Below are 22,029 nucleotides of genomic sequence, written 5' to 3'. Positions count from 1 at the left end.
ACACCCACGTCGCACGAGACGGCCGAACGATCCTCCAGGAGGTCACCCTCAAGGTCCGCACAGGGGAACACTGGGCGCTCCTGGGCGCCAACGGGGCAGGAAAGTCAACACTGCTGGGCCTGCTGGGCGCGAGGGTGCACCCGACGAGCGGAACGGTGGACGTACGGGGAAAACACCTGGGCCGGGTAGCCGTACGAGACTTGAGGACGCGCGTCGGACACGTGGACCCCCGCCACCCCCGCACGTCCCACTGACCACCCGCGAGGTCGTACTGACCTGCATCACCAACTCGGTGCCCCCGCTCCCGCGTTGGCGGCCGACCCCCGAACAGCGGGACAGGGCGGAGGAGTTGATGAACACGCTGGGCCTGAGCACCCTCAAGAAGGCCCGCAGTCCCTGATGCCGGCGCCCCGCCTCCTGCTGCTGGACGAACCGGCGACGGGCCTGAACCTCCCCGGCAGAGAACAACTGATCGGCGCGCTGGGAAAACTCGCGGAGAACCACCCCGACCTGGCCACGGTCCTGGCCACCCACCACCTGGAAGAACTCCCATCGCCCAGAGCCCAACACCGGAAACCCTCACCCCGGACCTGGTCGGCAAGTGCTTCGACCTCCCCCCTGCCCCTACCCCTCCCCCTGGACCAGCACGCCGACGGCCGCCGGAGCATACGCATCCAGCGGCCGAGGGGCTGAGCCGACCCTCTTCGAGAAGACCGCCTACTTGCTCAAGTGCGCCCAGAACTCGTCGAACGACAGCTTCTTGTCCCCGTCGAGGTCCCGGCTCTTGATGATGGACTCGGCGACGGCCTCGGTGACGTTCCAGTCGCCACCCTGCGCGAGGGCGGTCTTGAACTCGGCCGCGGTGATCTCGCCGTCACCGTCCGTGTCGATCCGGTCGAATTCCTTGCGCGCTTCTTCGATGTTCGCCACCGATCCGCCCCTTATCCACTGCTTGCTGTCCGACTGACGCAGGTCAGACTAGCCGCCCGCAGAGACACGCAGCGCGGTGACCACCCACGCGAAGTCCTCCGCGTGCGGCGGCGCGGGCTGCCGGTTCACGATGGAGAGCAGCTCCCGGTACCGTGCGACGCGCTCGTTGAACCCGGCGGTCATCCGCTCCAGGACGTCCCCCCGGTCGGCGTCCCCGAAGAGATCCCGAAGCACCGCCGAAGCCTCGACGGAGTCCGGCGCTACCCCCCGCTCCCGCAGCGGAGCGACCCGCTCGACGAGCCGCTTGGCGAACCACACCGCTTCCCCGGAGGGCGAACTCCCGGTCCGGTCGGCCGCGTTGAACTCGACGGCCCGCCGCATCTGCGCCCGGAACTCCGGATCCTCCAGCATCCCCGCCAACTCGACCCAGGCGTCGACCTGTTCGGGCGTAGGGTCGTCGGACAGCTCGACGGCCATCCGCCGCATCCGCTCCCGGACGTCCGGGTCGACCTCCGGCAGCCCGTGCAGCGTCTCCGCCACGAACTCCTCCATGATCCGCTGCCGTTCGGCCGCGGACAGCTTCGCCAGCCTGTGCATGAGAGTCATCTCCTCCGTCGTGGAACCCCGTCGTGCGACGCTCGACAGCACGGCCCGGATCACCTTCAAGGACCTGATCCGTACGTCGATGGCGGCGACGTGCGTCGCGGCCACCTCGGCGACGGTCCGCTCCCCGGCCAGCACCTCACGCACGGCGTCGAGCCCGAGCCCGAGTTCGCGCAGGGTGCGGATCAGCTCCAGCCGCGCGGCGCCCTCGGCGTCGTACAGCCGGTAACCGCCCGCCGAGCGGCCGACGGGGTCGAGAACGCCCTCGTCGGACCAGTAGCGGACGGTGCGGACGGACAGTCCGCTGGAGCGGGCCAGCTCGCCGATGGTGAACAGCCCCGTACCGTGGTCGATCATGTGTCGGAGTCTGGGCCTTCCAGTGGGTGGAGACTCAAGAGGGGATATGCGGTGGAGACCTTGCGGGACATTCTCGACGGCGCGGCGCACGGCGTCTTCCCCCCGCCGGACGGCCGCACGACGGTCGTCCCCCAGATGTCGCGACGCGACGCGGGCGTCCTGAACTTCACCGCGCACGCGGTGGTCTTCCTGGACGAGGACCCCGACTGGGTGTACGCCCAACTCCGCCGAGTCGACTGCGACCTGTACTCGGCCCCGACCCACCCCGCCTTCCTCAACGCCCTGTTGGAACACACGGGCCGTACGGCGGAGACGGTGGACGCGATGCTGGTGGCCCAGCCGCAAGAAGGTGAACTCCCTTTGCCACTGCGGGAGATCACCGACACCGGCCACCCTCGGGCGACGTACGCGCTCGAACGCCGCGACGACGTGCAGGTCTGGCAGGCGGACGGCGGCGTCCTGATCCTCGGACGCGGGATCGGCGGACGCCTGGAGGTGTCCGTGGAGGTCGACGACGCCGTACGCGGCCGGGGCATCGGACGCCAACTCGTAGCCGCCGCCCGGCACTTGGCCGGGGAGTCGGTGTGGGCGCAGGTCGCGCCGGGGAACGCCCGGAGTCTGCGGGCGTTCCAGGCGGCGGGCTATGTGCCGGTGGGGTCAGAGCTGTTGATGCTCAAAGGCCCCTGAAAGCACCGTACTCAGTGCCAGGGCTCGAAGTAGGGGTTGCTCTGGCAGTCGTCCATGATCTCGATCTTCTTGACCTTGTCGACCGGGCACACGCCGAGGATGTACTCGCGGGCGATCCCGCCGGGGAACGCCACCTCGACCTGGTCGGCCCACTTGTGCGTGTCGCCGATGGTCTTGTTGACGTCGATGCCGCCGGGTGCGTCGATGTAGTAGTTCCAGCCGGACTTGTACCAGGTCTTGTACAGGTCGTGGTCGTAGCTCGTGGAGACGTACGGGGAGGGCTGGTTGACCAGGACGTACTTCTCGATGTCGTACTGGCCGTTCTCGACGTCCTTGGGGAAGAACCCGAAGGGGAAGATCTTGTCGGGGGTGCGGCTGTCGCTGCGGTAGAGGGTGCCGCAGGTGGCGCGCCAGACCGGATCGGGGGTGATCCGGTCGAGGTGGACGTTCTTGTCGGCCGCAGACTTCAACTTGTCCGCGAACTGGGGGCACTTGGGGGCCGCCGCGAGGCTCGGGGCGGGGGCCGCGGCCGAGGTGGCGAAGACGGCGGTCAGGCACAGGACGACGGCCGCGGTGCGCCGCCGTACGGAAATGGTGATCATGCGGGGCAGCCTGCCGGGTGCGGGGCTGCCGGGCGGGGATCTTCACCCGTACGGCGGCGAGTCAACTGACCTCAAGTCAGCCCGCGTTCACGCAGGGCCGTGTTCAAGTCGGCCCGCGTTCAGCGGAAGATGCCCGTGTGGCCCAGCGAGTAGCGCCCGGGCTGCGGGTAGACCGCGAGTCCGTGCGGGCCCGAGCCGACCTTGATGCGGGCGAGCTGCTTGCCGGTGCTGGTGTCGATCGCGTACACCTCCGCGTCGTAACGCCCCGACAGCCAGAGGACTTTGCCGTCCGCCGAGACGCCGCCCATGTCGGGGCTGCCGCCCTGCGGGAGGTGCCACTTCTTCGTCAGCTTGTTCCGCGTGAAGTCGAAGATGGAGATGGTGCCCTCGCCCCGGTTGGAGATGTACATCTCGCGGGAGTCGCGGCTGACGTAGAGGCCGTGGCAGCCCTTGCCGGTGGGGAGGAACTCCGGTTTGCCGAAGGTCTTTCCGTCGACGATCCACATGCCGTCGGCCATCATGTCGGCGATGTAGAAGCGCTTCCCGTCGGGCGAGATCTTCACGTCCTGCGGCATCGCGCCGTCGAACGGGAGCTTCTGCTGGCCGACGACCTCCATCTTCTCCGTGTCGACCTTCAGGAGTTCGCCGCTGAACTCGCAACTGACGATGAAGTAGCGGCCGTCGAGCGAGAAGTCGGCGTGGTTGACGCCGTAGCAGGTGACCGGCACGGTCTTGATCCGCGCCATCGTGTGCGGGTCCCGGAACGCCAGTTCCCGGTCCATGGAGGCCATCACGACCGCGTACTTGCCGTTCGGCGTGAAGTACAGGTTGTACGGGTCGTGCACCTCGACGGGCTTGCCCGCCTTGCCGGTTCGCGGGTCGATCGGCGTGAGGGTGTGGCCCCGGTTGTTGTTGACCCACAGGGTCTTCAAGTCCCAGGAGGGGACGACGTGTTGGGGCTGGCGGCCGACGTGCAGGGTGTCGACGATCTTGTACGTCTTCGGGTCGATGACGCTCACCGTGTCCGACTCGGTGTTCGGGACGTACACGCGGGACGGGAAGTCCTTGACGACCGGTGAGAGCCGGTTCGGCCGGTCGGCGGCGTACACGTCCTTCGGGTCGAGCACCGGCGGCATGCCGGGCAGCCCCTGGGGAACCGTTCTCTTCACCGGCGCCGGGATGGCGGCCTTCGTGGCCTCGGTCTTCCGGTCCCCGCTCTGGGTGCCGCAGGCGGCGAGCGCCGTGGCGAGGAGGAGGGCGACGAACGCAGGACGACTCTTCAACTGAGCAGCTCCGTGGTGGTGACCGCGCGCAGCCCGCGGCGGCCGAGTTCTTCGAGGACGACGGGGAGGGCGGCGACCGTGTCGCGGTAACCGAAGTGCAGGCTCACGACGGAGCCCGCGCGGGCGTCGCCGAGGACCGCGCGGGCGATCTGGTCCGCGCCGGGGGAGGTGAAGTCGAGCGGGTCGACGTCGTACGACAGGACGTGCGGGTACCCGGCCTCCCGCGCGAGCCGCACCACCAGCGGGGAGGCGCGCGCGGCCCGCGACGGCCGGAACCAGTTCCCGATCCCGCCGGTCAGCCGCTTGAGCCGCTCGGCACACGCACCGATCTCCGCACGCGCCTCGGCCTCGGGCATGTCGTTGATCCCGAGGTGCCGCTGCGTGTGATTCCCCAGGTCGTGCCCCCCGTCGAGCACCCGTCGGGCCATCTCGGGATGCTCGTCGAGCCAGGCCCCGACGGCGAGCACGGTCACCCGGGCCCCGGCCCGCTCTACCTCCCCGAGCACCGACTTGGCGATGCCCGGATCACCGGCGCCATGAAAGGTCAGCGCGACCTGGGAGTGGGTACGCGGCCCGGTCGCGATCTGCGCCGGCTCGCGGGGAAAGGCGCGGGGGGTCGGTACGGCGGTGAGGGTGCGGGCCGGCGCGCGCGACGGGGTGGTGCCGGGCGCGGCACGGGACGGCTCGGCACGGCCCGGATCACCACGCCCGGAACACGAGGCGACGAACACGCCCCCGGCAACAAGCCCAGCACCCGCCCGCAGCGCGGCACGACGGTCGGTCGTAGTCACCTGGCCCATTTAAGGGGGTTACCACCCGAAAACAGGTGATTCACCCGCCCGGAGGCGCAGAAGGATGAGGATCTCACTGGACGCCGCGCCGACCGTGCCCGACGATGCGACGAACACATGATCTCTTCGACGAACGGCTGCTCCCGCGTGCATCCCCCGGGCCCTTATCGCCTCAGTCGCCGCCAGGTCAGACTCCCGCTGGCAGCCGTCTACGTACCTGCCATGACGCTCCTGTCGGTGATGACGGCCTGCGGAGCCCTGGCCTTCAGCGCCAGGGACCTGCTGATCCTGGCGCTCGGCCCCACGGCGGCCGTCCTGCTCGTCCCGTTCTTCAGCGATGACCGGGTGCGGCTCACCGAGTTCGACGTGCGCTTCCGCGGCGGCTTCCGCAGCCACAAGGTCCGCTGGTCCGACATCGCCCGCCTGGAGGTCCGATCCCTCTTCGGCGTCCGTCAGCTCGTCCTCCACACCACCGGTGGCAAGCGCCGCACCCTCCCCGCCCCGCAGTCCTTCGCGGACCCGGGGTTCGACGACAAGGCTCGCGAGATCACCGACTGGTGGCTCCGGCACCGCGCCTAGCTGTACGGCAACAGCGTCGCCGCCGTCCTCTCCCACGCCGCCTTCAGGTCCGCCAGCAACTCCGGTTCGTCCGGCGCCAGATCGGCCTGTTCTCGGGAGTCTGCCGCGAGGTTGTAGAGGTGGTCGGCCTTGTCCTTGTCCTGGTAGTACTTCCAATCGCCGCGCCTCAGAGCCTTGTTGGCCCGGACCCGCCAGAACAGGTCGCGCTCCGGAAGCACTTCGCCGCGCAACAAGTAACCCGCGAGGCTCGTGCCGTCGAGGGGGTAGGCGGGGTCGGGTCGTGCGCCGCCCAGTTCCAGGAGTGTCGCCGTCCAGTCCGGGGAGAAGTTCGGTTCGTGGCTGACCTGGTGGGGGTCTATCCGGGACGGCCAGCGGAGGATCGTGGGGACGCGGATGCCGCCCTCCAGGAGCTGGAACTTCTGGCCGCTCAACGGCCAGTTGTAGGAGTAGCGTTCGCCGCCGTTGTCGCTGGCGAAGAGGACGACCGTGTTGTCCTCCTGACCCGAGCGGCGCAGCGCGGACAGGACCTCGCCGACCGCCGCGTCCAGACTCTCCACCATCTCCGTGTACTTGGCGACCGAGCCCCCGTCGTAGTGGTTGAGGGCGACGACGACGTCGGCCTGGCTCTTCGCCGCCCGGATCTTCGCGGCGATCCCGGCACCGGTCTCCGCGTCCCCCTCGGCGAGCCAAGGCCAGTGCGGGGTGGTGAAGTTGAGGTTCAGCAGCCACGGCCCGCCGTGCTCCCGGGACACGTACTCGACGGCCCGCTCGGTGAGGACGGTCGTGTAGTACCGCAGGTCCTTGTACTCGGCGTCCCCCTCGAAGAGGTCGTACTCGCCGAGCTGCCCCAGCTTGGAGAAGTACTCAAGGACCCCACCGTGGTTGCCGAAGAACTCGTCCCAACCCGACTTCGTGGGGCTGTAGTCGGGCAGCCACCCGCAGTGCCACTTCCCGATGAGCGCCGCCGCGTACCCCGCCCCCTTCAACAGGGAGGCCAGCGTGGGGTGTTCGGGGTCGAGCCCCTGCGTCCGGTTCCCGACGGGCTCCGCGAGCCCGCCCGGCGTACGCCCCGGATACCGCCCGGTGTAGAGGCTGAAGCGGGTCGGCGAGCAGGTCGCGGACCCGGAGTACGCGTCGGTGAACCGCACCCCCTCCCGCGCGAGCCGGTCCAGGTGGGGCGTCTTGATGTGCGGCGCGCCGTACGAGGAGAGGTCGGCCCAGCCGAGGTCGTCCCCGAGGATGACGAGGAAGTTGGGGCGCGCGCCGCGGCCACTGCTTCGGCGTGCGGCCCTGAACGGCCGTTCCGCAGGCGCCGCTTGAGCCTCACCGGCCGTCCCGGCGACAGTCGTGACCGCGCCACCGCCCACCAGACCGCCGAACGCGCGACGGGACATCTCGGACATACGGCAACCTCGGCACGGGATTCACGAAGGGGAACATCCCGAGGATGCGGAGCGTCGAAGTTCCGGATCAAGACCGAGTCGGCTGGTTTCATCCGGTGTTCACGAACGCACCCTCAGCAACAGCACGGTTCGCCCCGGGATCACCACCTCCGTCCCGGCGTCGTGCACGACCCCCTCCGACTCCTGCGCGGTGTCCACCACCACCTCGTACCGCTCGGCCCACGGCACCCCCGGCAGTGTGCACCGCACCGCCGCCTCCCCCGCGTGCAGCACCGCGAAGAAGCTGTCGTCGACGATCGGTTCCCCCCGCTCGTCCCGCCCGGGAATGTCCCGTCCGGACAGGTACATGCCGAGCGTGGTGGCCGGCGCGTACCAGTCGCCGTCGGTCATCTCCTTGCCCCGCGCCGTGAACCACGCCAAGTCCCGTATCCCGTCGGCGGAATGAGCCCGCCCGGAGAAGAACGCCCGCCGCCGCAGCACCGGGTGACGATGTCTCAGCCCGATCAGCCGCGAACTCAGCTCGAACAGCGACCGCCACCCCGGCTCCTCCAGCAGCCCCCAGTCGACCCAACTCGTGGCGTCGTCCTGGCAGTACGCGTTGTTGTTGCCCCCCTGGGTCCGCCCCATCTCGTCCCCGGCGACGAGCATCGGCACCCCGGTGGACAGCAGCAGTGTCGTCATGAGGTTCCTCAACTGCCGCTGACGCAGTGCGAGTACACCGGTGTCGTCGGTCTCCCCCTCGACCCCGCAGTTCCAGGAGCGGTTGTCGTCGCTCCCGTCCCGGTTCCCTTCCCCGTTGGCCTCGTTGTGCTTGCGCTCGTACGACACGAGGTCGCGCAGCGTGTAACCGTCGTGCGCGGTGATGAAGTTGACAGATGCGTAGGGCCGCCGCCCGCCCCAGGCGTAGAGATCGCTGGACCCGGAGAGCCGGTACCCCATCTCCCGTACGTCGGGCAGCGCGCCGCGCCAGAAGTCCCGTACGGTGCCCCGGTACCGGTCGTTCCACTCGGTCCACAGCGGCGGGAACGCGCCGACCTGGTAGCCGCCCGACCCGACGTCCCAGGGCTCGGCGATGAGCTTCACCCGTCGCAGCACAGGGTCTTGTGCGATGACCGCGAGGAACGGGGACAGCATGTCGACGTCGTGCATCGAGCGGGCCAGCGCCGCCGCGAGGTCGAACCGGAAGCCGTCGACGCCCATTTCGGTGACCCAGTAGCGCAGGGAGTCGGTGATCAGGCGCAGGACGTGCGGCTGGACGACGTGCAGGGTGTTGCCGCAGCCGGTGTAGTCGGCGTACCGGCGGGCGTCGTCCTGGAGGCGGTAGTAGCCGCGGTTGTCGATGCCCTTGAGGGAGAGCGTCGGCCCCAACTCCCCCGCTTCGGCGGTGTGGTTGTAGACAACGTCGAGGATCACCTCGATGCCCGCCGCGTGCAGCGCGCGGACCATGCGCTTGAACTCTCCGACCTGCTGTCCCGTCGTACCGGAGGAGGCGTAGGCGGCGTGCGGGGCGAAGTAGCCGATGGAGTTGTAGCCCCAGTAGTTGCGCAGCCCCTTCCGCAACAGGTGGTCCTCGTGGGCGAATTGGTGGACGGGGAGGAGTTCGACGGCCGTGACGCCGAGCTTCACGAGGTGCTCGACGGCCGCCGGGTGCGCCAACCCGGCGTAGGTGCCCCGGAGTTCGGGCGGGATGCCGGGGTGCAGCCTGGTGAAGCCGCGGACGTGCAGCTCGTAGATCACCGAGTCCGCCCAGGGCGTCTTGGGGCGCTGGTCGTCGGCCCAGTCGTCCTCGTCCTGGACGACGACTCCCTTGGGAACGTGGGGCGCTGAGTCGCGGTCGTCGCGGACGGTGTCGGCGATGTGCTGCTGGGGCCAGTCGCGGACGTGGCCGTACACCTCGGGCGGCAGCCCGAACTCGCCGTCCACGGCACGGGCGTACGGGTCGAGGAGCAGCTTCGCCGGGTTCCAGCGGGCGCCGGTCCAGGGGTCCCAGCGGCCGTGCACGCGGTAGCCGTAGCGGCGGCCGGGGCGCACGCCGGGGACGAAGCCGTGCCAGATCTCGTGGGTGAGTTCGGTGAGCCGTACGCGGGTCTCGGCGCCGTCGTCGTCGAAAAGGCACAGGTCGACGGCCTCCGCGCCGCCCGCCCACAGCGCGAAGTTGGTGCCGCTCACCCCGCCGGGGCCGGTGCGGACGCGCGCGCCGAGGGGGACGGGGGCGCCGGGCCAGACGGATGGCGCCATGGCGTCCGGACCGCCCGCACCGGAATGCGGTTCCACACCGGAATGCGGGTCCGCGCCGGATTCCGGCGTCGCTGACTCCTGTTCGGCTGTGCTGGACACCGGTCGGCCCCTCTTCGTCCTGTCCGCCACCGGGACACCCCGCCGGATGGATACGGCGTGGCGGCGGCTCCCCGGCGTACGGTCGTCGTCCTCCCCCTGTTCTGCCCAGAGGTCGCCGCGTGCAGACCGGGGGTCGTACTCATGTTTCCTTTTCACGTTTCCCCGGAGTGCATCTGCTCGTTGTAGGGCCGTGACGCATGGACAAAGACGCGCGGGTGCCGCGCTGGTCGTCGTGGTGGCAGGGCTCGTCGCCGGGTGTACGTCCGGGGACGGGCGCAGCGGGATGGAGCGGCTGCTCGGGAAACCGGCGGCTGCCCAGGACGTGATCCGGGTGACGCCGGACGACGGGGTGAAGGGGGTGGCGGCGGACGGGAAGCTGCGGGTGCGGGTGCCGTTCGGGAAGCTGGAGTCCGTACGGGTCGCGCGCGTGCAGGACGCGCAGGAGACCCTCGTACCCGGCAGGATCGTCGACGGCGGCGGGAGTTGGCGGCCGGACGACGACCGGCTCGCGCTCGCCGCGCGGTACACGGTGGACGTCGTCGCGCGCGACGAGTCGGGCAACCGGCTGGCGCGGCACAGTACGTTCACGACGTTCGTGCCGGACGAGCGGTTCATCGGGTACGTCGCTCCGGAGAACCGGTCGGTCGTCGGCACCGGCATGATCGTGTCGCTGGAGTTCAACCGGGAGATCGTCGGCCGCGCGGACGTCGAGCGGGCCGTCGAGGTCACCGCGGACCCCCCGGTGGAGGTGCGCCCGCACTGGTTCGGCGGCGAGCGGCTGGACTTCCGGCCGCGCGAGTACTGGAAGCCGGGCACCGAGGTCACCGTGACGCTGCGGCTGCGGGACGTCGAGGGGGCGCCGGGGGTGTACGGGCTCCAGTCCAAGACGTTCTCGTTCACCGTCGGGCGCAGCCAGGTGTCGCTGGTGGACGCCGCCGACCACACGATGGAGGTGCGGCGCGACGGGCGGCTCCTGGCGACCGTGCCGATCACCGCGGGTTCGCCGAAGACACCGACGTACAACGGGAAGATGGTCGTCACCGAGATGCTCGACGTGACGCGGATGAACAGCCGGACCGTCGGGTTCGGCGGGGAGTACGACATCCCGGACGTGCCGCACGCGATGCGGCTGACCGACTCGGGGACGTTCCTGCACGGGAACTACTGGGCGCCGTACGCCGTTGGACGGGTGAACGTGAGTCACGGGTGTGTGGGGCTGAGGGATGTGAAGGGGGGGTCGTCCCAGACGCCGGCGGGGTGGTTCTTCGACCGGAGCCTGATCGGGGACGTGGTGGAGGTGGTCAACAGCCGGGACAGGACGGTGGCGGCGGACAACGGGCTGGGCGGCTGGAACATGGGCTGGAAGGAGTGGGTCGCGGGGGGTGCGGTCGGGTAGGAGAGGGCGTGTGGGTCCTTTGCGACGAAACGGTGACGTTCAGCTGACCAGATGGTCAAATACGCCCGGTTAGGATGCGCCAGTGATCGCGCGGCGAGCGCGGGGGTGGGGGCTCTGACCAGGGGCCTCGCGAGGGGAGAACGACTTGAACGTGCGGCCGATATCGGGGGCGTCGGTGCGAGGACGCAAGAGAGGACTGGCGCTGATGTCCGGCGTCCTTCTGCTCGCCGTCACCGCGTGCGGCGGGAGCGGGGACTCGGGTTCCGGCGACTCCGGCAAGAACGACACCAAGGGCAAGCCCGCCGACAGCGCGCAGAGCGCCCAGTCCGAGGCGGTCGTCAGCATCCTTCCGGCGAACGGCGCGACCGCCGTGAACACGAGCGGCACGCTGAAGGTGACCGCGGCGAAGGGCAAACTCACCGAGGTCGTCGTCAAGGACCCGAAGGGTGCGGCGGTCAAGGGCGCGATCTCCGCTGACGGCGCGGGCTGGACGCCCGCCACGCACCTCGCCGCCTCCACGAAGTACCAGGTGCACGCGGTCGCCAAGGACGCCGGGGGGCATCAGGCCGCCGAGGACTCGACGTTCACGACCCTCAGCCCGAAGAACACGTTCACGGGCAACTTCACGCCCGAGGACGGCTCCACCGTCGGCGTCGGGATGCCGTTCTCGATCCGCTTCACGCGCGGGATCACCGCGCCGGACGCCGTCGAGAAGGCCATCGAGATCAAGACGGTCCCGGCGGTCGACGTCCAGGGCCACTGGTTCGGCAACGACCGCCTCGACTTCCGGCCCGAGCAGTACTGGAAGGCCGGTACGAAGGTCACCGTCGAGCTCAATCTCAACGGCGTCGAGGGCCGCAAGGGCGTCTACGGCGAGCAGACCAAGACCGTCTCCTTCACCATCGGGCGCAACCAGGTGTCGGTCGTCGACGCCAAGAAGCACACGATGGCCGTCCAGCAGAACGGCAAGACCATCAAGACGATCCCCGTGACGACCGGCAAGCCCGGGTACGCCACCTGGAACGGGCAGATGGTCATGAGCGAGAAGTACAAGGTCACCCGGATGAACGGGGACACCGTCGGCTACGACGGCGAGTACGACATCAAGGACGTCCCGCACGCGATCCGCCTCACCGACTCGGGCACGTTCGTGCACGGCAACTACTGGGGTGGGGACGCGTTCGGGAACTACAACGCGAGCCACGGGTGCATCGGGCTGCGCGACGTGCGGGGCGGGTACGACAGCGACATCGCCGCCGCGTGGTTCTACGACCACTCGATGGTCGGGGACGTCGTGGTCGTGAAGAACTCCACGGACCCGGTGGTGAATCCGGGGAACGGGCTCAACGGCTGGAACATGTCGTGGGCGGAGTGGACGAAGTAATTCGTTTCCGTAGGTAGGAGGGTGGCTCCGGTGCTGTGACTCACGGCACCGGAGCCACTGTCGTTAATGGCCGTTAACCTGCTCTCATGACCGTGAATCTCGAAGTCGCCGAAGGCGTCGGTACGCTGCGGCTCGACCGCCCGCCCATGAACGCGCTGGACACCGCCACGCAGGACCGGCTGAAGGAGCTCGCCGAGGAGGCCGCGCGGCGGGACGACGTACGCGCGGTGGTCGTGTACGGCGGGGAGAAGGTGTTCGCGGCCGGCGCGGACATCAAGGAGATGCGGGCGATGGACCACGCGGCGATGGTGCTGCGCTCCCGCGCGCTCCAGGACGCGTTCACGGCCGTCGCGCGGATCCCGAAGCCGGTCGTCGCGGCGATCACCGGGTACGCGCTGGGCGGGGGCTGCGAGTTGGCGCTCTGCGCGGACTACCGGATCGCCGGGGAGAACGCGAAGCTGGGCCAGCCGGAGATCCTCCTCGGCGTGATCCCGGGCGCGGGCGGCACGCAGCGCCTCGCCCGGCTGATCGGACCGTCCAAGGCGAAGGACCTCATCTTCACCGGCCGGATGGTGAAGGCGGACGAGGCGCTGTCCCTCGGCCTCGTGGACCGCGTCGTCCCGGCCGACGAGGTGTACGCGCAGGCGCACGCGTGGGCCGCGAAGCTCGCGCAGGGTCCGGCGATCGCGCTGCGCGCCGCGAAGGAGTCGATCGACACGGGTCTGGAGACCGACCTGGAGACGGGTCTCGCCGTGGAACGCACCTGGTTCGCGGGGCTGTTCGCGACGGAGGACCGGGAGCGGGGGATGCGGAGCTTCGTGGAGGAGGGTCCGGGGAAGGCGAAGTTCCTCTGAGAGGACAGCTGTTGCGCCGTAAACCTGATCGGCCTGTGAGGTATCCCCTTACCGAATTCCCGTACGGGGTCTTGCAATTGACGTGATGTCTCATCCGGGTCCCTCGATGGGGCGGTTTGTGGGAGCCTTGGGGTGACCACAAGTCAGCCGTGCCGAGGGAGCCGTCGATTGCCGTCGAGTGAGCCGTCTCCGCAGCTCAGCAGGGGTCTGCCGGGTCCTGTGGTGCCGGGGTCATATGCCAGGGGCGTGACGGGCACCGGAAGCTTGCGGGGGGCGTATTCCCCCGGAACGGCCACGGACGGCGCTCCGGGCGGCCATGATGGGGGCATGGCGGGGCTGGAGGGTTTCGAACAGCCGCGAGGACACGGGCGTGTGGACGCGGCGCGCTGGTCGCCCGCGGTCGAGGACGAGCGGGCGCTGAAGGCCGTGGAGTTGTTCGGCGATCCCACGGAGGCCGAGGTTCCGCTTCCGTCCCGCCCGGAGTCCGCGGCGGCGGCCCGCCGCCTCACGCACTTCGTGGTCCTGCGCCAATGGGGTCTCACCCCCAAGCTCGCCGAGGACTCCGTCCTCCTCGTCTCCGAACTCGTCGGCAACGCCGTACGCCACACCGGCGCCCGCGTCTTCGGCCTCCGCATGCGGCGCCGCCGGGGCTGGATCCGCATCGAGGTCCGCGATCCCTCCCGGGGGTTGCCCTGCCTGATGCCGGTCCACGAACTCGACGTCAGCGGGCGGGGGTTGTTCCTCGTGGACAAACTGTCCGACCGCTGGGGGGTCGACTTACTCCCGCGCGGGAAGACGACGTGGTTCGAGATGAGGGTGGGGGACAGGTAGTTTCACCGAGCGGTGAGCAGGGACGGCGGGACGACGAGCCGTGCACGCTCGTGGAGTGCTCGTGCTGAGGGGTTGTTGAGGTAGGGGCGGATCAACTTGACCATGTTCCGCACGCGTTGGTCGGCGCGGCCGGACTGGACGTACGGGTACGCCGGTAGAAACTCGGCCGGAGTTGATCGGCCTGCCGCAGCGCCTCTTGTCCGTGTCCCAGGTCTACGGCCTGAACACTCATCCCCCGCAGCGTTGTGCAGTAAGCCGCCGACATCATCGCCTTGCGCACGTGGTCCGGGGCATCGGCCCGAAGATGTCGTCGAGTTCGGAGATTCGCTCGGTCATGGCGAGGGCGACGGAGAACAGGCCGACACTCAGTACACCCCGACGGGACGGGTCCATGTCGTTCGTCCCGAGATCGACGAGGCTTTCCACCGTGCCCGGCCGGGAGTTCGGCTGATTCCGGGATACGGGAAATCCCGCTTGCGCGGCGTTCCGCGCTCTGTGCCGATGCGGTTCACCGCCTGGGCGAACTGGCGCAGCGTCCATCCGGTCCCGCGGTACAGCCGTTCGAGTTCAGTGTTCGGTTCCGGTGTGCTCACTGGTCCTCAACCCCTCGCACTGGCGCGGCACTTAAAGCTCTTAAGTCCTCCTGCCGTTTCCACCGTACCTGTGCGTGCAGTGCGGCGGTTGCCTAGAGCGAACGAAGACCCCGGCGAGGTTGTGGCGCTTGTCAGGGTGACATGGGTACCGAGGGCAAGGCCGGTTCCGGCTATGAAACCGTGCGCGTGCGACGCCCGTCCCGGCGGACGTGGTGTTGTGCTTCGAAGGTGCTCGTGTGCTGGAAACCGAGGCGGGCTGCGAGCTTGAGCGAACGCTCGTTGGCTGTCTGGGTCACTGTCAGGACTGGCTGGTCAGGTAGCTCGTCAGCGGCAGCACGCAACGCGGCCGTGGCAGCCTCGAATGCCAGCCCCGCGCCCCAAGCCTCGCGCCGTAGCAGGTAGGTCAGTTCCAGTTCTCCACCCTCCTCTGTGACGGATCGTGTCCCTCGTCGTGGTGTAGCCGATCAACGTGGGGGCGTACGCCTCGGGGCGTGTGTCGATAGGTGTTCTTACAGCACAGCGGAAGCATTGCGCCAAGTCACCCACAGCGATGACCCGCACCGCTCCAGGTGCCCCCGAGGGGTGCGGGCCGTCGCGCGGCGGTAGCGCGTCGCCGCGGAGCGAGGCGATGTCGATGACGAAGCGGTAGCGCACATCGCTGGCGACGACGCGGTCGTGGGCATCGTTGATCTGGTCGCCGTCCATGGCCTCGATCTCGGCGCCCAAGCCGTGCCCCGCTCAGAGATCGAGCATTTCCTGGGTCTCCCGGATACCGCCGATCAGCGGGCCGGTCGAGCGCGGCGGCGGCGTGGGCAAGCCCGTGATCGCACGTGATCGCGGTGTCCGACCTGACCTGGCCTTTTACCTGGCCTGGCCTGGGCGATACAACTCAGCTCAGCTCAGCGACCCCAGCGCAGCCGCGTCGTACGCCTTCAGCTCGCCCGTCCTGCCTTCGAGTACCTTCGCCGCCCACTCCGGGTCCTGGAGCAGCGCGCGGCCGATCGCGACGAGGTCGAACTCCTCGTTCTCCAGGCGGTCCAGGAGGTCGTCGATGCTCTTGAGCGGCGCCCCCTCACCCTTTTCGAAGCCCCGCATGAAGTCGCCGTCGAGACCGACCGAGCCGACGGTGACCGTCGGCTTGCCGGTGAGCTTCTTCGTCCAGCCGGCCAGGTTGAGGTCCGAGCCGTCGAACTCGGGGAGCCAGTAGCGGCGCGTGGAGGGGTGGAAGGCGTCGACGCCGGCCTCCGCGAGGGGGGTCAGGATCGACTCCAGTTCCTCGGGGGTCTCGGCGATGCGGGCGCCGTAGGCGCCCATCTTCCACTGTGAGTACCTGAAGATGATCGGGAAGGACGCGGACACGGCCTGCCGTAGGGCGGCCACGATCTCCGTCGCGAACTTCGTACGGGCGACCGGGTCACCCCCGTACGCGTCCGTACGGCGGTTGGTGCCCGCCCACAGGAACTGGTCGATCAGGTGGCCGTGGGCGCCGTGCAGCTCGACTCCGTCGAAGCCGATGCGCTCGGCGGCCACCGCGGCCTCGACGAACGCGTCGATGACGTCGTCCAGGTCCTGCTGCGCCATCTCCTTGCCACCACCGGCGGTGCCGTCCAGCCGCAGGCCGGACGGGCCGACCGGCGGGGCGTCGGCGTACGGGGGCTGCCCGGCCTCCCTGGTCATGCCCATGTGCCACAGCTGCGGCACGATCTTCCCGCCGGCCGCGTGCACGGCCCCGGCGACCTTCGCCCACCCCGCGAGCTGCTCCTCGCCGTGGAACCGGGGGACGCCGGCGCGGTCACCGGCGGAGTCATGTCCGACGTACGTGCCCTCGGTGACGATCAGACCGACCCCGGCGCCCGCGCGGCGCGAGTAGTACGAGGCCACGTTCTCGCCGGGGATGCCATCGGGCGAGAACTCGCGCGTCATCGGCGCCATCACGATCCGGTTCGGCACGGTCAGGCCGTTCACTGTCAGGGGGCGAGAGAGGATCTGAGCCGCGCGGGAGGTCTGGGCGGGGGTTGTCACGTGAGGGCTCCTCGGGAGGGGGCGGTGGATGAGCGGAGATGTGATTACTTGCGTATGCATCAACTACGCCGGCTGCCGTTCAGGCCCGCAGGGGCGTCTGGTGAGATCCCGGCCGCCGCGCGGCGCGACACCGTGGCAGATCCCCGCGTAGGCGATCTCGATCAGTACGTCGTGCTCGCGCAGATCGCGGCGCTCGATGGTGGTGCGTTCCAGGGGCGCCTTGGCGGCGGGGGAGGCGATGGCGGTGACCCGGGTCATGCGGGTGGTTCTCCCCGAGATGCAGGGGGCAGTACGCGGTCAGGCACCGGGGGCTGGGCGCCGTTCGGGCTCGTGATGGTGCCGTTCGTGTCGGTCGCGCTGGTCCAGTTGGCCAGCAGCTGCAGGGCCGCCTCGGAGGGCGGGTCCGCTTCGGCGGTGTAGACGCACAGGCTCTGGTTGTCCCCGCCGGGGACGGCGAAGATCTCGTAGGACATGATCATCTGGCCGACCAGGGGATGGTGGAACCGCTTCACACCGTGCGTCTTCTCCCACACGGTGTGACCGGCCCACCAGGCCCGGAACTCCGGGCTCTTGATGACCAGCTCGCCGACCAGTTCGGTCAGCAGCCGGTCGTCGGGGTGCCGGCCCGCCCGCAGGCGCAGCGTGGAGACCATCTCGGCCGCGCACCGCTCCCAGTCCACGTAGAGCTCGCGAGCGGCCTCGTTCAGGAACATGAACCGGGCCAGGTTGCGCTCCCGGTGCGGCAGCGTTTCGAAGTCCGTGATCAGTGCCCGGGCCAGCTGGTTCGACGCGAGTACGTCCGCCCGGAGGCCCAGGACGAACGCCGGTGACCGGCCCTCCAGCATCCGCAGCATGCTGTACACCCCGGGACGCACCCGCTGCGGCCGAGCGGGCCGCGCCCGGCCCGCTCGGTGCGGCCTGGGCCGGGCCAGCTCGAACAGGTACACGCGCTCGACGGTGTCCAGCCGCAGCGCCCTTGCCACGGCGTCCAGGACGGACTCCGACACGTTGAGCTGCCGGCCCTGCTCCAGCCGGGTGTAGTAGTCCGTGCTCACCCCGGCCAGCCGTGCCAGCTCCTCCCGCCGAAGCCCCGGCACCCGGCGGGTGCGGCCTTCGTCGGTCGGAATCCCGGTCTCCTCCGGGCTCAGCCGTGCCCGACGCGACCGCAGGAATTCTCTGAGCTCGGCGCTTTGGTCCATGACTCAAGTATGGGAGGGCCGTTTGGGCCGTTGGGGGGCCAAAAGTAGGTCTGCCAGACCCACGCAGATCGCGCGGCGGGGGCGGTGCGACCCGCCGGGGCCCACCGGGGGCCTACGGCTCGGTCAGCCGGCTCAGCCGTTCCTGGAACAGGTCGAGGCGGGACTGCGGCAGTGCCGCCTCCGCCGCGAGTTACGGAAGCATCTGCTCGGGACGCACGACGAGTGGATCGCCTTCCCCGGCTGCTACCTACCCGAAGGCGGCATGGACCAGATCTAGATCGCCTGCACCACGTCAAGGGACACGACCGCTCGATGCGGTTCGCCGGAACCGGCCTCCTCCTCGACATCCCGACGTCACCCTGACGAGCCGAAGCCAGTAATCCCCGAAGTTGTGCAAGTCCGCTGATGTGTAGGGCTGTTGACGCGCCGGGTCAGCCGAGGATCTTCCGCTCGTACGCCACCGCGACCGCCGCCGCCCGGTCGTTGACGCCCAACTTGGCGTAGAGGTGGGCGAGATGGGTCTTCACGGTGGCCTCGCTGATGAACAGCTCGCGTGCGATCTCCCGGTTCGACGTGCCCTTCGCGACGAGGGCGAGCACTTCGCGTTCCCGTGCGGAGAGGGGCTCGCTCGCGGGGGTGCGTACAGCGCTGACGAGCCGCGTCGCGACCGCCGGGGACAGGACCGTACGGCCGTCCGCCGCCGCCCTGACCGCCGTGAACAGCTCGTCGCGCGGGGCGTCCTTGAGGAGGTAGCCGGTCGCGCCCGCCTCGATCGCGGGGAGCGTGTCGGAGTCGGTGTCGTACGTCGTGAGGACGAGCACCTTCGCGCGGGCTCCCGTACGGGTGAGGCGCGCGATCGCCTCGACCCCGCCGCCGCCCGGCATCCGCAGGTCCATCAGGATCACGTCGGGGTCGAGCGCGGCGGCCTTCTCGACGGCCTCGACACCGTTCGCGGCCTCGCCGAGGACACGGAAGCCGGAGGCCGAGGCGAACATGCCGCGCAGGCCGTCGCGTACGACGGGGTGGTCGTCGACGATGAGGAGGGAGATCTGCCGGGCGTCCGGCGTGCGGTCATCGGTCATGGCGGACCAACGGTACGCGAGCCGACAGTGCCGTGCCCTGGCCCGGTTCCGACTCGACCGTGAAGGAGCCCGCGATGCGCTCGGCGCGGGCGCGCATGCCGTCGAGGCCGAAGCCGCCGGTGCGGGTGCGCTCGGGGAGGGCGAGGGGGTCGAAGCCGCGGCCGTCGTCGCGGATGTCGAGGATCACCTCGTCGGTGAGGAAGCTGAGGGTGACGCCGAGGCGGCTCGCGCGCGCGTGCCGGGCCGCGTTCGAGAGGGCCTCCTGGGTGATGCGCAGGAGCGTCGCGGAGACCTCGTCGTGGAGTTGCTCCACCACCCCGGTGACGGTGAACTCGGCCCGTACGCCCGTGCGTTCACCCCACTCCGTGACCGTGCCCTTCAGCGCCTCGGGCAGTCCCGCGTCGGCCAGCGCGACCGGCGCGAGGTTGTGCACCGAACGCCGGGCCTCGCCGAGGCTGTGCCGGGCGAGGTCCATCGCGCGGACGGTGTGCTCGCGCGCCGCCTGCGCGTCCGGCGTGTTCGTCACCACCTGGAGCTGGGCGATGATGCCGGTCAGGCCCTGCGCGATGGTGTCGTGGATCTCGGCGGCGAGGCGCCTGCGCTCGTCGGCGACTCCGGCCTCCCGCGCCTGGACGAGGAGTTGGGCGTGGAGGGCGGCGTTCTCGTCGAGGGCCTGCTGGAGGGCGGCGTTGGTGCGTTCGAGTTCGGAGATGGTGGCGGAGCGTTCGACGGCGCGGCGCGCGTCCTGCTCGGTGAGGTGGGCGATCACCGCCTGGAGCGCGAACTGGAAGAGCAGCAGCGCCATGAACACGGCCCACTGGCCGATGTTCTTCGGCGGCAGCCCGCCGGCCTGCGCGCCCGCCACCGGGACCGCGCTGGCGAACAGGCCGGCCCTGCGCCATCTGCCGGGGAGCAGTTCGTCGGAGTCCATGTAGCCGGTGGCCGCGTAGAACGCGAAGAACGGGTTGAGCAGCGTGAGCGCGAAGGCGAGCGCCCAGCGCAGGACGTAGTACGCCGTCCCGGCCGGGGTGGGGGTCCGGCCCCGGTTCGGACGGTGGTGGCGTGTGGTGTGCCACCACAGTTGGAGCAGGAGCGCGACGACGACCAGGCCCGCCGCGGCGTACCGCGCGGCGGGGCCCGCCATCAGCTCGGCGGCGATCACCGAGAGGACGACGCTGATGCCGAGCATCCCGTACGGGCCCCAGACGTGGAGTTGCTCCCATCGCCTGTCGATCTGCGTGTCCTGCGTGCTCATGGGCCCAGTTTCCTATTCCCAGCGGAACCAGCGCGCGGCGGCCCCGGTCAGCAGCACGATCCACGCGACCAGCACACCGAGGTGGCCCCAGCCGGGCCAGTCCCCGGCCGCCGCCTGGTTCAGGGCCTCGGCCGCCGCACCGAACGGGGTGTAGCCGACGGCCGTCGCGAGGCCGTGCGGCATCGTCTGGACCGGCATCCACACACCCGCGCAGAACATCGACGGGAAGAACACGGCGGAGCCTATGGCCCCCGCGATCTTCGTCGTCCTGGACAGCGCGGAGATCACGGCGCCGAGGCCGAGCGCGGCGAACAGGGTCAGCAGGAGGGCGAGCGCGTAGCCGAACGGCTGCCTCGGCAGGGTGACGTCGAACGCGAGGCGGCCGACCGTGAGCGCCAGCACGGACGAGGCGAGCGCGGCGGTGCCGTACATCACCATCTGCGCGGCGAGCAGCGCGGACGGCCGTACGGGGGTCGTCGACATCCGGCGCAGGATGCCGCGCTCGCGGTAGCCGGTGAGGGTCTGCGGCATCGACTGGAGGCCGCCGACGATCAGCCCGAGCAGGACGGCCACCGGCACGTACGCGTCCACGGGCCGCAGGCCGCCGAAGGCGTCGTCCGGCTGCCGGAACGAGGGGATCGAGCCGAGGATCACGAGGAGGAGCGTGGGGAAGAGGAGGATCCAGAAGTGGGCGCCGGGTTCGCGGCGGAAGAGGCGGAGTTCGGACTTGACGACGGCGGCGTTGAAGGTGGGGGCGAGGGAGGTGGCGGAGAGCATGGGAGCCGGCTTCCGGGAGGCGGGGTGCTGCGACGGCGCGGGGTTCGAGAGTCCGGTGCTCATGCCGGCACCCCCTTCGTGAGGTCGAGGAACGCGTCGTCCAGCGTCGCGTCGGTGACGCGGAGCTGGTGCGCTGTGATGTGGCGGCGGGCGAGGAGGGTGATCACGGCGTTGACGGTCTCGTCGGTGCCGGAGAGGGTGAGGCGGCCGTCCTTGTGCTCGACGGAGGCGAGCGCGGGGAGCGCGGCGAGGTCGGCCTCGTCGAGGGGCACGGAGGGGGTGAAGCTGATGACCGTCGCGCCCGCCGAGCGGCGGATCAGACCGGCCGGGGTGTCGAGGGCGGCGACCCTGCCCTTGTCGATCACGGCGATACGGTCGCAGAGGCGCTGGGCCTCCTCCATGAAGTGCGTGACGAGCAGGACGGTCACGCCGTTCGCCCGGATGTCCTCGATCAGCTCCCACGTGTCGCGGCGGGCGCGGGGGTCCAGGCCGGTGGTGAGTTCGTCGAGGACGACGACCTGGGGGTTCCCGATCAGCGCCAGCGCGATGAACAGGCGCTGCTTCTGTCCCCCGGACAGCTTCCCGAACCGGGTCGTCAGCTTGCCGGTCAGCCCGAGCCGTTCGGCGAGGGGGCGCCAGTCCGCCGGGCGCGTGTAGAAGGACGCGTACAGCTCCAGCGCCTCCCGTACGGTCAGCTTCGCCTGCAACTCGCTCTCCTGGAGCTGCGCGCCGAGCACCTGTGCCACCTTCTCGTGCTCGGCGACCGGATCGAGCCCGGCGACCCGGACCCTCCCGGCGTCCGGCACGCGCAGTCCCTCCACACACTCCACCGTGGTCGTCTTCCCGGCCCCGTTCGGACCGAGCACTCCGAAGATCTCCCCCTCCTCGACGGCGAAGGAGACTCCGTCCACCGCCCTGTGGGCGCCGTACGTCTTACGCAGATCCGTGACTTCGATGACGGGCATGCGTCCAGCGTCCCGGACCACCCCCACCAGCCACATCGGCCGAAAAGCCAGACCCCGTCTCATCCGTTCGCTCGTTCGGCATCAACCGATCGGCTGATG

21 protein-coding genes and 3 pseudogenes are annotated in these 22,029 nt (G+C 70.0%); 8 read left to right on the top strand and 16 right to left on the bottom strand.

Annotated features, from left to right (window positions below; translation table 11 throughout):
- Window positions 1-29: 29 nt before the first annotated feature.
- Both ACQCO7_RS30150 and ACQCO7_RS30145 read left to right on the top strand, forming a co-directional pair.
- Complete coding sequence (locus ACQCO7_RS30150; RefSeq protein WP_464077321.1) at window positions 30-254, top strand: ATP-binding cassette domain-containing protein; 225 nt, start codon at window positions 30-32, stop codon at window positions 252-254.
- Between the two features lie 145 nt (window positions 255-399).
- Complete coding sequence (locus ACQCO7_RS30145; RefSeq protein WP_464074761.1) at window positions 400-693, top strand: hypothetical protein; 294 nt, start codon at window positions 400-402, stop codon at window positions 691-693.
- Between the two features lie 24 nt (window positions 694-717).
- On the opposite strand, the gene ACQCO7_RS30140 is transcribed toward ACQCO7_RS30145, so the two are convergent.
- Together ACQCO7_RS30140 and ACQCO7_RS30135 are read right to left on the bottom strand one after the other, a co-directional pair.
- Window positions 718-930 (bottom strand): EF-hand domain-containing protein, encoded by a 213-nt coding sequence (locus ACQCO7_RS30140; RefSeq protein ID WP_010350019.1) that lies wholly within the window; start codon window positions 928-930, stop codon window positions 718-720.
- 48 nt (window positions 931-978) lie between these two features.
- Entirely contained in the window at window positions 979-1,890 is a 912-nt protein-coding gene (locus tag ACQCO7_RS30135) for a MerR family transcriptional regulator (protein WP_464074760.1), read from the bottom strand.
- 51 nt (window positions 1,891-1,941) lie between these two features.
- Between ACQCO7_RS30135 and ACQCO7_RS30130 the strand changes: the two genes are divergently transcribed.
- The gene (locus tag ACQCO7_RS30130) at window positions 1,942-2,577 is read left to right on the top strand and encodes an N-acetyltransferase family protein (RefSeq protein ID WP_464074759.1); all 636 of its coding nucleotides are present in this window, start codon (window positions 1,942-1,944) and stop codon (window positions 2,575-2,577) included.
- An 11-nt stretch (window positions 2,578-2,588) separates the two neighbouring features.
- Here the strand turns inward: ACQCO7_RS30130 and ACQCO7_RS30125 are convergent, their stop codons facing one another.
- The 3 genes from ACQCO7_RS30125 to ACQCO7_RS30115 form a co-directional block, all read right to left on the bottom strand.
- Entirely contained in the window at window positions 2,589-3,179 is a 591-nt protein-coding gene (locus ACQCO7_RS30125; protein WP_464074758.1) for an ADP-ribosyltransferase, read from the bottom strand.
- 119 nt (window positions 3,180-3,298) lie between these two features.
- A complete protein-coding gene (locus tag ACQCO7_RS30120; protein ID WP_464074757.1) occupies window positions 3,299-4,462 on the bottom strand; it encodes a YncE family protein in 1,164 nt (387 codons plus the stop codon).
- Window positions 4,459-5,262 (bottom strand): polysaccharide deacetylase family protein, encoded by an 804-nt coding sequence (locus ACQCO7_RS30115; protein WP_464074756.1) that lies wholly within the window; start codon window positions 5,260-5,262, stop codon window positions 4,459-4,461. Before ACQCO7_RS30115 ends, ACQCO7_RS30120 begins: the two co-directional genes overlap by 4 nt.
- Before the next feature lie 213 nt (window positions 5,263-5,475).
- Here ACQCO7_RS30115 and ACQCO7_RS30110 point away from each other — a divergent pair, with 213 nt between their 5' ends.
- Window positions 5,476-5,832, top strand: a complete 357-nt coding sequence (locus ACQCO7_RS30110; RefSeq protein ID WP_464074755.1) for a PH domain-containing protein — start codon at window positions 5,476-5,478, stop codon at window positions 5,830-5,832.
- Here the strand turns inward: ACQCO7_RS30110 and ACQCO7_RS30105 are convergent.
- Window positions 5,829-7,235: a sulfatase-like hydrolase/transferase gene (locus ACQCO7_RS30105; protein ID WP_464074754.1), complete on the bottom strand. Its 1,407-nt coding sequence runs from the start codon at window positions 7,233-7,235 to the stop codon at window positions 5,829-5,831. The genes ACQCO7_RS30110 and ACQCO7_RS30105 overlap by 4 nt on opposite strands.
- A 99-nt stretch (window positions 7,236-7,334) precedes the next feature.
- Complete coding sequence (glgX, locus tag ACQCO7_RS30100; RefSeq protein ID WP_464074753.1) at window positions 7,335-9,473, bottom strand: glycogen debranching protein GlgX; 2,139 nt, start codon at window positions 9,471-9,473, stop codon at window positions 7,335-7,337.
- A gap of 289 nt (window positions 9,474-9,762) precedes the next feature.
- On the opposite strand from glgX, the gene ACQCO7_RS30095 reads away from it, so the two are divergent.
- From ACQCO7_RS30095 to ACQCO7_RS30080, 4 genes are all read left to right on the top strand, one after another.
- A complete protein-coding gene (locus ACQCO7_RS30095; protein WP_464074752.1) occupies window positions 9,763-10,968 on the top strand; it encodes a L,D-transpeptidase in 1,206 nt (401 codons plus the stop codon).
- 205 nt (window positions 10,969-11,173) lie between these two features.
- Window positions 11,174-12,352, top strand: coding sequence for a L,D-transpeptidase (locus ACQCO7_RS30090; RefSeq protein WP_464074751.1), 1,179 nt, complete (start codon window positions 11,174-11,176; stop codon window positions 12,350-12,352).
- A gap of 86 nt (window positions 12,353-12,438) precedes the next feature.
- Window positions 12,439-13,206, top strand: a complete 768-nt coding sequence (locus ACQCO7_RS30085) for an enoyl-CoA hydratase/isomerase family protein (RefSeq protein WP_464074750.1) — start codon at window positions 12,439-12,441, stop codon at window positions 13,204-13,206.
- Window positions 13,207-13,533: 327 nt separating this feature from the next.
- Complete coding sequence (locus ACQCO7_RS30080) at window positions 13,534-14,037, top strand: ATP-binding protein (RefSeq protein ID WP_409117247.1); 504 nt, start codon at window positions 13,534-13,536, stop codon at window positions 14,035-14,037.
- 763 nt (window positions 14,038-14,800) lie between these two features.
- Here ACQCO7_RS30080 and ACQCO7_RS30075 read toward each other — a convergent pair.
- From ACQCO7_RS30075 to ACQCO7_RS30035, 9 genes and pseudogenes are all read right to left on the bottom strand, one after another.
- Window positions 14,801-15,055, bottom strand: a pseudogene (locus ACQCO7_RS30075) (GNAT family N-acetyltransferase); the annotation flags it as partial.
- A gap of 193 nt (window positions 15,056-15,248) precedes the next feature.
- Window positions 15,249-15,419, bottom strand: a pseudogene (locus tag ACQCO7_RS30070) (alcohol dehydrogenase); the annotation flags it as partial.
- A 105-nt stretch (window positions 15,420-15,524) separates the two neighbouring features.
- Window positions 15,525-16,652 (bottom strand): NADH:flavin oxidoreductase, encoded by a 1,128-nt coding sequence (locus tag ACQCO7_RS30065; protein WP_464074749.1) that lies wholly within the window; start codon window positions 16,650-16,652, stop codon window positions 15,525-15,527.
- 132 nt (window positions 16,653-16,784) lie between these two features.
- Window positions 16,785-16,910: pseudogene (locus tag ACQCO7_RS30060) on the bottom strand (alcohol dehydrogenase); the annotation flags it as partial.
- Complete coding sequence (locus tag ACQCO7_RS30055) at window positions 16,907-17,851, bottom strand: helix-turn-helix transcriptional regulator (protein ID WP_464074748.1); 945 nt, start codon at window positions 17,849-17,851, stop codon at window positions 16,907-16,909. The gene ACQCO7_RS30055 and the pseudogene ACQCO7_RS30060, both read right to left, overlap by 4 nt.
- Before the next feature lie 431 nt (window positions 17,852-18,282).
- Window positions 18,283-18,933, bottom strand: a complete 651-nt coding sequence (locus ACQCO7_RS30050; RefSeq protein WP_059045579.1) for a response regulator — start codon at window positions 18,931-18,933, stop codon at window positions 18,283-18,285.
- On the bottom strand, window positions 18,923-20,188 hold the full coding sequence (locus ACQCO7_RS30045; protein WP_464074747.1) for a sensor histidine kinase: 1,266 nt from the start codon (window positions 20,186-20,188) through the stop codon (window positions 18,923-18,925). The genes ACQCO7_RS30050 and ACQCO7_RS30045 overlap by 11 nt, the downstream gene beginning before the upstream one ends.
- 12 nt (window positions 20,189-20,200) lie before the next feature.
- A complete protein-coding gene (locus ACQCO7_RS30040) occupies window positions 20,201-20,965 on the bottom strand; it encodes an ABC transporter permease (RefSeq protein ID WP_464077320.1) in 765 nt (254 codons plus the stop codon).
- 59 nt (window positions 20,966-21,024) lie between these two features.
- Window positions 21,025-21,930, bottom strand: a complete 906-nt coding sequence (locus tag ACQCO7_RS30035) for an ABC transporter ATP-binding protein (protein ID WP_464074746.1) — start codon at window positions 21,928-21,930, stop codon at window positions 21,025-21,027.
- Window positions 21,931-22,029 lie beyond the last annotated feature (99 nt).

Source organism: Streptomyces saintjeani, assembly GCF_055409605.1.
Note: the sequence above shows the minus strand (reverse complement) of the source record. Positions and strands in the feature narration are given on the sequence as shown.

Bases quoted from the DNA above. Each gene is read 5' to 3' on its own strand.
- ACQCO7_RS30045 (WP_464074747.1), bottom strand. From the start codon at position 20,188: ATGAGCACGCAGGACACGCAGATCGACAGGCGATGGGAGCAACTCCAC.
- ACQCO7_RS30135 (WP_464074760.1), bottom strand. From the start codon at position 1,890: ATGATCGACCACGGTACGGGGCTGTTCACCATCGGCGAGCTGGCCCGC.
- ACQCO7_RS30110 (WP_464074755.1), top strand. From the start codon at position 5,476: ATGACGCTCCTGTCGGTGATGACGGCCTGCGGAGCCCTGGCCTTCAGC.
- ACQCO7_RS30105 (WP_464074754.1), bottom strand. From the start codon at position 7,235: ATGTCCGAGATGTCCCGTCGCGCGTTCGGCGGTCTGGTGGGCGGTGGC.
- ACQCO7_RS30090 (WP_464074751.1), top strand. From the start codon at position 11,174: ATGTCCGGCGTCCTTCTGCTCGCCGTCACCGCGTGCGGCGGGAGCGGG.
- ACQCO7_RS30125 (WP_464074758.1), bottom strand. From the start codon at position 3,179: ATGATCACCATTTCCGTACGGCGGCGCACCGCGGCCGTCGTCCTGTGC.
- ACQCO7_RS30145 (WP_464074761.1), top strand. From the start codon at position 400: ATGCCGGCGCCCCGCCTCCTGCTGCTGGACGAACCGGCGACGGGCCTG.
- ACQCO7_RS30035 (WP_464074746.1), bottom strand. From the start codon at position 21,930: ATGCCCGTCATCGAAGTCACGGATCTGCGTAAGACGTACGGCGCCCAC.
- ACQCO7_RS30080 (WP_409117247.1), top strand. From the start codon at position 13,534: ATGGCGGGGCTGGAGGGTTTCGAACAGCCGCGAGGACACGGGCGTGTG.
- glgX (WP_464074753.1), bottom strand. From the start codon at position 9,473: ATGGCGCCATCCGTCTGGCCCGGCGCCCCCGTCCCCCTCGGCGCGCGC.
- ACQCO7_RS30055 (WP_464074748.1), bottom strand. From the start codon at position 17,851: ATGGACCAAAGCGCCGAGCTCAGAGAATTCCTGCGGTCGCGTCGGGCA.
- ACQCO7_RS30085 (WP_464074750.1), top strand. From the start codon at position 12,439: ATGACCGTGAATCTCGAAGTCGCCGAAGGCGTCGGTACGCTGCGGCTC.
- ACQCO7_RS30040 (WP_464077320.1), bottom strand. From the start codon at position 20,965: ATGCTCTCCGCCACCTCCCTCGCCCCCACCTTCAACGCCGCCGTCGTC.
- ACQCO7_RS30050 (WP_059045579.1), bottom strand. From the start codon at position 18,933: ATGACCGATGACCGCACGCCGGACGCCCGGCAGATCTCCCTCCTCATC.
- ACQCO7_RS30115 (WP_464074756.1), bottom strand. From the start codon at position 5,262: ATGGGCCAGGTGACTACGACCGACCGTCGTGCCGCGCTGCGGGCGGGT.